The sequence below is a fragment of the Myxococcales bacterium genome (genome assembly GCA_022184915.1).
Taxonomy (GTDB): Bacteria; Myxococcota_A; Polyangia; order Fen-1088; family Fen-1088; genus JAGTJU01.
In genome coordinates this window covers 812,927-821,075 of record JAGTJU010000003.1, presented here as the reverse complement: position 1 = coordinate 821,075, position 8,149 = coordinate 812,927, and the positions used below count along the sequence as shown (strand labels likewise).

Sequence of the window (8,149 nt, the reverse complement as noted above, 5' to 3'; positions counted from 1 at the left end):
ATCTTCGCGACTACGGCATACCCGGCGTCGGTCATCAGCATCTTCTCGAAGCGCACACGCCTCAACTCCGGAAATTTCAACAGGTCGTCGACATCGGTGTCTTTGAAGCCGACCGGCACCCACGTCACGACCGGGCGGTTACCGTCCTGGCCCTCCCCGCAGAACTTCTGGTGGTTCGACAGATTGAGGGACACTACGTTCCCCTCCCGGTCGTAGCGCGCGTTCAGCCGGCACACCTTCTTGGCCAACTGAGCCACGAGCTGCGCCTGCTCTTCCTTCGTGACCGTCACTGGGGGAGGCTGCGACGCACCCCCGCTGCCGTTAGACCCAGCAGAGCCGCCCCCTGCCATGCCGCCGACATCGCCCCCCGCTGCCCCTCCGTTCCCGCCGCCTCCAGGGGACACTTGCCCCCCAACGCCACCCTGAGCCGCGGAGCCAGCCTGGCCCCCCTGCGCTCCCCCAGGGCTGCCACTGGAGCCGCCCTGCGAGTTCCCACCTGGACCTCCCCCCTTGCCCCCTCTGCCTCCGCTGCCCGCAGCGCCCTCGACACCCCCGCCGGAGCCGCCTCTCGGCGCGTCATCATCTGCGTCCGTCGCAGCACCGCCGCAGCCCAGCATCACGCAAAGACTGCCTCCCGCCACGAGTCCGACCAAACGACCTGGAATGAACATCATCACGTCTCCTTCGGGCCCGGGGGAGGCGCGCACCCAGAGTTTTCTGCCCTTCGAGATACTGCCGAAGGGAGATTGCTTTCGAGACCCCACCTCGTTCTGCCGGTGACTTTACACGGGCGAAGGCGCGACGGGAACCATCCACCGCCTTGCGGGCCAAGCGATGTTGGGAACCATGCACCGCCTCACGGGCCATCCGTGGCGCGCTTACACCTTGATCTTGAACCCGAAGTCCACGTCGCAGGCGGCCTGCCCGCCCTTGAGCCCCCAGTTTTCGAGCGGCACGTCGTGAAGCACGATGAATACGTCTTCTGAAGGGATGCCCAGCGCCGACGTGCGGCTCACGATCTCGCGGTAGAGGGCCCGCTTGGCGTCGAGGCTGCGTCCCGCAAAAGCCGAGATCTCGATGATTGTCAAAGCCTCACTGCAGCCGGGTGGAATCTCGAAGTCTTCCGCCTGATACTCCACGAAGCGCTGGGTACGGTCGTGAGGTGGCGTGTGGAAGGCGGCGCGAATGGCCTGGTGCACGGCCTCGAACAAGTCCGCCTTCGCGCAAGCCCCGTCCCGCCGGCGCCGTTCGATCTTCACGAGAGGCATGGGCAGGAGCATGAGCCACGGCAGACCGCGCGTCAAACACGCGCGGCAGCGTGCAATCGCAGACGAGAGCGGGCTCAGCGCTGCGCGTAGGGGATCGATGCGTTGGTCTTCACTTCCGCTTCGGTGAGGGCCACGTCGTACCAACCCACGTAGTACAACTCGCCCAGCCAATAGCGGAAGTTGGCGTGCGCAGCGCCAGGCGTGGGCAGGTGCATGAGGTTGCCAAATGCCAGCCCGGCCTGGGTATTCCACTGCGAGGGCGAACGTGTGTGGGTGCCCTTCGCGCTGACCTGGCCGTTGCTGTAGAGCACCCAGTCTTTGCCCGATTGGGTGAGGACCAAGTGTTGCACTTGGCCCGTGAGGTTGGGCTGCGCAGGCGTGGGCAGGGCAGGGCAGGCGTTGTCTGCTCCTCCGATGCGAAGCTGAACATATTGTCCTTCGCTCCCGTCCGAACAACCCGGCGGGCCGTGCATCAGGTTGAGATTGGTGAGCTCGTAATTGGTGTAGTCGAGCGATATCACCCGGGCGGGTCCGCTTTGCTTGAGCACAGTCGGTTTGAGCCACACCTCCAGTGAAAAGGCGTTCGCGGCACGGATGGGATTATTGATTTTGTCTGCGGCCCCCCCGGATCGGATGATCGGCGTGGTCTGATCGGGACCATCGTTTTGCCCACTCGTCGGCGCCTTGAGGAACTTCACCCCGTGGTTGAGCCGCTCGATGTACTGCGTGCGGAACATCTTCAGGTCGAAGGCCGCGCCCACCCCCGAGGTGTCCCTCACCGTGTCTCCCGAGGTCTCGCGGAAATCGTACTGGGCGATGAGCCCCCGGCGGACCACGCTTCCCGAAGGGGGCATCGAGCCGCCTGTGCCGCCGCTCCCCGGCATGCCCCCAGCGCCCCCCGGCATGCCACCGCTACCGCTGCCTCCCATGGCCGCGGAGCCGCCTTTGCCCCCCTGAACGCCATTTGTACCGCCCGTTCCGCCGGCCCCCGGTGAAGGCGCACCCCCACTGCCACCACCCAAAGAACTGCCACCGGCTCCCGAACCTCCCACGCCCTGCCCGCCAACACCGCCAGGGGCCCCCCCCGCGCCCTGTCCCGCAACACCGCCAGGGGAACCTCCCGCTCCGGCTTTGCCCCCAACACCACCTTGGCCGTTGCTTGAACCACCAGCCGCCTGCTCCCCGCCGTCGCCGCCCATGCCCTCCTCATCGGTGTCCTGGTCGTCTTCGGCCGCGCCCTGGCAGGCCGGTACGAGGCAGGCGAGCACACCCGCCCCGACGACCGCCGTGAAGGCGTTGATACGGCGCGAAAAAGGCTTTGGGAGCAAGGCAAACACATCCATCGCAAGTGAGTGCAAAGCTGCAGCCTGCAGGGCTCAAGAAAATGGCTGCTCTATCGGACCCGACGTTCCGGGTCATTGCCGCGCCCAAGCAGCACGGAGGGTTTTGCGCCGCGGTCAGGGTGTCAGGAAGAAACGCACGGGCTTTTGGGCGCCTGAACGCAGAAGGGTTGGTTAGCGCAGCGGCAAAAAAATATCGGTCACCGCTTCGTGGTCCGGCACTTCGGGAAAGAACCGTACGCGTTGGAGGAAGAGCGGGAAATCGCGCAGCTCTTCTCCGCTCGCCGGAAGCCAGCTCGCGTACAGGTGATGGATCGCTCGGCTCAAACCGTCTTCGCCGCCCACGTAGCGCAGCACCGCACATCGGCCTGCCGGGATCGTCTTTTCCACGACACCGTGCTCGTTCGGTTCGACAGCGCCCTCGATAGCGGCGGCAATGTCCATGCGAAACGCGTCCGGAGGTGTGGTGCGAGGGTCGTCGTAAAATACGTTGTACGTCGCACTACGGGACGGTGAAAGCCCGTTGCGCTTTCGCCAGTCCACGAACTTCCGCACGGTGGCGAAGATCGAGCGCGGGTCTCCCCGGTGCTCGATCGCGGCGATGCGCGTGGTGGGGAACTCTATCGTTTCGATGTGTCGTTGATCCATGTGTCCTCGCTCGATGGCATTGATGGCCTCGTAGGTTTCGTCGAGTCGGCGCCAGTCGGGACGCTCTCGAAACGCAGAAGGGCTCGCGCCTGTAGCGGCCCGAAACGCACGAGAGAACGCCTCGTGGCTTTCGTATCCACAAGCCAGAGCGAGCTCCACGATGCGTACGCCATCGTGAAAGGTGAGCTGGTACGCTGCGCGGCGCATGCGCACGAGCTGAACGTACTGATGCACCGGCACTCCCAGATACTCGGAGAATTGTCGGTGGAAATGAAACTTCGAGAAGGCCGCCACGGCGCTCAGGCCGTCCAAGGTCAACCCCTCGTCGAGGTGGGCATCGATATGGTCCAGCACGCGCTGAAACCGCTTTCGATACGCGTGAGAGGCAGGGTTCACCGTGAGCTCCGAGCCTCCGAAACTAACGCGCATTCCACGCCGGTGCTTGATGGAACTTGCGTTCTCGTGAGCGACTCGCCCTGCGCTGTCACGCGGGGGCCAGGGCACGCGAGGAGGGCGGCGAACCCGTCAGCTTCACTCGGGCAGCCCGTGTTTGCTCAAGAGCTCGATGAGGTACGAGCGGTTCATTTGGGCCTGGCGCGCGCTCTCACGAATGTTGCCACGCGTCGCCTCGAGCAGATCCCTGAGGTAGCGACGCTCGAAGGTGTCCACGATTTGTCTACGGGCGTCCTTGTAGGGCACCACGTGACCGTCCTCCACAAAGGACACCGTGTCAGCGGGGGGCCCGGCGAGGGCGCCGGGACCTGCGCCCACGAACTCGGGCACCTGGCCCAGAGCCAACGCCCCCAGGACGTAGTTGCGCAGCTCGCGCGCATTGCCAGGCCAGGCATGGTTCTTGAGCCGCGTCAGCGCGTCGCGATCGAAAAGGCTTTCCATGCGTGCCATGGCGCCCTCGTCTTGCAAGAAGTGCTGAATCAAAAGCGGGATGTCTTCCGGGTGCTCCCGCAAAGGCGGCATATCGAGCCGAACCACCGCCAGGCGGTAAAACAAATCCAGGCGAAAACGTCCTTGGTTCACCTCTTTGAGGAGGTCACGTGAGGTCGCCGAGATCAGACGTACGTTCACGGGCAAGTCCCGCGTACCGCCCAGCCGCCGGATCGTCTTGCGCTCGAGCGCACCCAGCAGCGCAGACTGCTGCTCCGGCGAGAGCTCACCCACCTCGTCGAGAAACAGGGTGCCGCCCGATGCCCGCTCGAAGGCCCCGGGGTGCTGACGATGGGCGCCCGTGAACGCCCCTTTTTCGTGCCCGAAGAGCTCGCTCGAAAACAGCGTGGACGAAAGCGCGCCGCAGTCCACCGTGACGAAGGGCGCGGACGCGCGCGGGCTGCCTTCGTGCAGGGCCCGGCCCACCAACTCCTTGCCCGTTCCAGACTCGCCCAGCACCAGCACGGGCACGTCGCTACGCGACGTCTTTTGCACCTGCGCGAGCAGCTGGCGCATCGCCGGTGAACGTCCCACCAGCCCCCCGAGCTCGCCAGGGCCGTGCTCCACCATGACCACGTCGCCATCACGAACGATGAGCGCCACGTTGCCGAGCCTGATGGTCGTCTCGCTCGCGATCTCTCCCTCGCCGTCCTGTAGCCGCACCGGACCGATCACCGTTCCGTTCGTAGAGCCCAAGTCCCGCACCACGATGCGGTCGCCCCGCCGATGGAGCACGGCATGGAACCGAGACACCGTGGGATCCTCGAGGCGCAAATCGTTGCCCTCGGCACTGCCCAAGGTGACGCGGTCGAGCGCCCCCACGAACACCGGCGCGCGGGGATCGTCCAGCCGTTGCAAGCTCAGGCGACGAATCGGAAGGCCGGTCCGGGCCAGGGGCAGCGTGGGTTGCATGGACATGCCGGGTTTAGATGTCAGGGCAGCTGGAGCATATACAGCTCGGCGAAACAATTGTTCCCCCAGTTGCTCCCGAACAGCAGCCGAGTCCCGCTGCGATCCAAGCTGGGGTGCGGCAACACCGTCGTGGGGGACAGAGGGCAGGCACTCGAGGGCTGCGCGAACACCGCGGCGGGGCGGCTGCGGTGTTGCGCCAGGCGCGCGAACAGAGGGGCATCGGGTGTACTGCCCAGGTCGACTTTGATCAGCTCGCCCGCGAGGGGCGCGGCCGAGGCCCCCTCGTCGGCGCTGGTGCTGAAGACACAAAAGTCCTGCCCGTGAGCCAAACACGACACCTCTACCTGCCGCTCGAGGTCCAGCGTCAGCAAGGGCAAGGTTTCACCGTTGCCAACCACCCCCCGGACACTTCCCAAACGCGTCTTCACGAGGTGATGGTGCGTCACGGGCCCTTGATGAGGCGCCAGGGCGTAGACGAACCACAAGCTCCCCGCACCGTCTTCGGCCACGTCGCCCGCGGGACGGTCCTTTGTCACCTGGCGCAGAAACCGCCCCTCACGATCGAAAAGTTCCACGCCCGCGAAGCGGGCGCCCTCACCTTCTCGCGGCCATGCCACCAGGGACCCCTGTGCGCCGGGCAGCAGCGAGACCCAGCGAGGCGCCGGGATGGCCTGCAGCTCGTCCCGAGGCACGTCCAACACGGGAACCAGAGCTCCCCGCGCCGTATCGACGCGCAACAGGACCTTGCCTCCGTCGTCACGCACCGCCACGAGCAGCGTCTCGTGGGTCGTGCGATCCACACCGAAGGTGGCGGTCTCGGGCACCCAGCCCTGATAGGGCGCCGGCAGGGAGAGCACCACCCGCGTGGCGTTTTGGCGGGCGTCATGAACCACCAGCTGGGCACCCCGCAGGGCGAAGGCCTCGTCCGGCTCGTCCGGCGACCACAGCCACGCAGAGTCCGCGGCGGGCAGCGTGGACACGATGACGCTGTCTCGGAGGCGCAGGAGCTGCCCACTGCGAAGCATGACCAGCGAGCCGTCGGCGTTGAAGGCCTGGTGGCGTGAGCCATGGTGGACCGCGATGGGGTTTTGGTGCCCGATGTGGTCTGACACTCGCACGCCACAGGCTCCGAAGGTGGGATCCTGCGCCAGCACTTGGAGCGGGGGCCGACCGGCATCGGCGTCTTCTCCGACAGGGACCGCGCTGGCAAGACCCGCGCCGCAACGTGCGTCGGCCCCGTCGTCGCCACAAGCCAGGAGCCCTGGTAGCCCTACCACCATCGTCCCCAAGAAGGGGAGGAAGGAACAGGGCGGGCGCGGGCAGGAGGAAGGGCGGGGCACGGTGACGATGGGGTGACGGGGAAGACAGAAAAGGGCTACAGCAACGGGCGTGCCCGCGCGATCTTTAACCAGGATACAGGAGAAGGGCTTGCAATCTTTGAAGCCAGTGGCCTTTCCCCGCAAACCCCTGGATGGGTCTACCCGACCATCGGTCGGGTTTTCCAGACCCCTCAGAAGGTGACACGCACGGGTATCGGGGTGAGCGGAGGCGCCACCCCCGTTTGTCCCAGGCGGCCGTCGCCCCAGCACCACAGCGTGCCGTCGGCCGCTTCGGCGCAGGTGTGCCGCGCGCCGACGGCCACGCGCCGCCACCCGCGTTCGCGTGCGATGCGCACGGGGGGTGACGGCAGAGTGCTTGCGGCTCCAATGCCAATCTGGCCTTCGTCGTTGCGGCCCCAGCACCACAGCTGGCCGTCCGCGGACACGGCGCAGCTGTGCCCAACTCCCGCGGCGACCTGGCGCCATTGCGGCTCGGGGGCGATACCAAAGGCCAGGCGGCGGGGCGAGGGGACAAAGGGTAACTCACGTGTCTCGGCGCTCTGGCCCTGGGCATTGTCGCCCCAGCACCACACGCTGTTGCCGGTCCGTACGCCGCACGCATGTGAACCGCCCGCGGCGACGCTGAGGACATTCGCCGTCACGAAGGCGGGGCGGCTGGTAACTGCGCCCACGTCGGACCGACCCACCTGACCGCGGTCGTTTCGTCCCCAGCAATAAAGCGAGTTGTCGTCTTTGAGCGCGCACGAAAACCCGTCGCCCACGCTCACGTCGCGCCAATCGGCCTCCGTGCCCACGACGCCGGGTCTGTCGCTGCCTCCCTCGAAGCCGAGGCGACCGTCGTCGCCTGCCCCCCAGCACCACAACGTGCCTTGGTCGCGCACGGCACAGGAAGCCAGAGGCCCCACCGACACCCGCGCCCATCCCCCCGGATCCAACAAGCGCACGCGGCTCGAGAAGGGCACCTCGGACGGATTCGCGCCCGCCTGACCGCGGCTGTTGTCGCCCCAGCACCACAAGGACCCCTGAAAGTGAATCGCGCAGGTGTGTGCCTGGGCGTCCCCCCCCGCGCTCACGTCTTTCCAGCTGCCCGTGGCGCTGATCTGGGGCCTGTCCGTGCCGGGGGAGCCAAGCTCCAATCCCAATTGCCCGCGGTCGTTTTGGCCCCAGCACCACAGATTGAAGGCGCTGTCGGCCATGCAGGTGTGGCCCGCCGAAGCGCTCAGCGCCAAAATGGCATTTTGCGCTACGCAGAGGCCCTCCGCGCACAGCCCCGTGGGAGCCTCACAGGCGGTACACGCCGCACCCTCCCGCCCACACGCCACGTTGCTGGTTCCAGGGAGGCAGGCCAACGCCACGTCATCCCAGCATCCGGAACGACAACCCGCGCTCGGGACGGCAGCGTCGCCGCAGACGCCTCCGTCGCACAGCGCCCCCAGCGCCGCCAGCTTGTCTCTATCGACCTTGAGCGAACAGCTCACGCTGAAGGACACCGCAAGCACGCCGAGCCCCACGAAACGACAGGCGAGCACGAGGGGCACGCCGCGGCGATAGGGAGGTGACGACGAGGAGGACACGGATCGGAAACGCCCGGAGGCTAGCCGCTGGGGGTGGGGAAAACCAGGCGCATGTGCCTGTACCCATGGCAAGCGAGCTTGGGCGCTCGGGCGACGCCTCTGGACCTTCGAGGAACGCGAGCAGA

Annotated in this window: 7 protein-coding genes; all 7 read right to left on the bottom strand. The window is 66.6% G+C overall.

Annotated elements, in window-relative coordinates:
- On the bottom strand, nucleotides 1-290 hold a 290-nt coding region (locus tag KA712_14995; GenBank protein ID MCG5054269.1), incomplete at its 3' end, for a hypothetical protein.
- Nucleotides 291-878: 588 nt separating this feature from the next.
- On the bottom strand, nucleotides 879-1,268 hold the full coding sequence (locus KA712_14990) for a tautomerase family protein (GenBank protein ID MCG5054268.1): 390 nt from the start codon (nucleotides 1,266-1,268) through the stop codon (nucleotides 879-881).
- Nucleotides 1,269-1,342: 74 nt separating this feature from the next.
- The gene (locus KA712_14985) at nucleotides 1,343-2,596 is read right to left on the bottom strand and encodes a LamG domain-containing protein (protein MCG5054267.1); all 1,254 of its coding nucleotides are present in this window, start codon (nucleotides 2,594-2,596) and stop codon (nucleotides 1,343-1,345) included.
- A gap of 186 nt (nucleotides 2,597-2,782) precedes the next feature.
- The gene (locus KA712_14980) at nucleotides 2,783-3,685 is read right to left on the bottom strand and encodes an AraC family transcriptional regulator (protein ID MCG5054266.1); all 903 of its coding nucleotides are present in this window, start codon (nucleotides 3,683-3,685) and stop codon (nucleotides 2,783-2,785) included.
- 102 nt (nucleotides 3,686-3,787) lie between these two features.
- Nucleotides 3,788-5,116, bottom strand: coding sequence for a sigma 54-interacting transcriptional regulator (locus KA712_14975; GenBank protein MCG5054265.1), 1,329 nt, complete (start codon nucleotides 5,114-5,116; stop codon nucleotides 3,788-3,790).
- Nucleotides 5,117-5,130: 14 nt separating this feature from the next.
- Nucleotides 5,131-6,390 carry a hypothetical protein gene (locus KA712_14970; GenBank protein MCG5054264.1) on the bottom strand — a complete coding sequence of 420 codons (1,260 nt, stop codon included), beginning with the start codon at nucleotides 6,388-6,390 and terminating at the stop codon, nucleotides 5,131-5,133.
- Between the two features lie 230 nt (nucleotides 6,391-6,620).
- Nucleotides 6,621-8,024: a hypothetical protein gene (locus KA712_14965; GenBank protein ID MCG5054263.1), complete on the bottom strand. Its 1,404-nt coding sequence runs from the start codon at nucleotides 8,022-8,024 to the stop codon at nucleotides 6,621-6,623.
- Nucleotides 8,025-8,149: the final 125 nt, after the last annotated feature.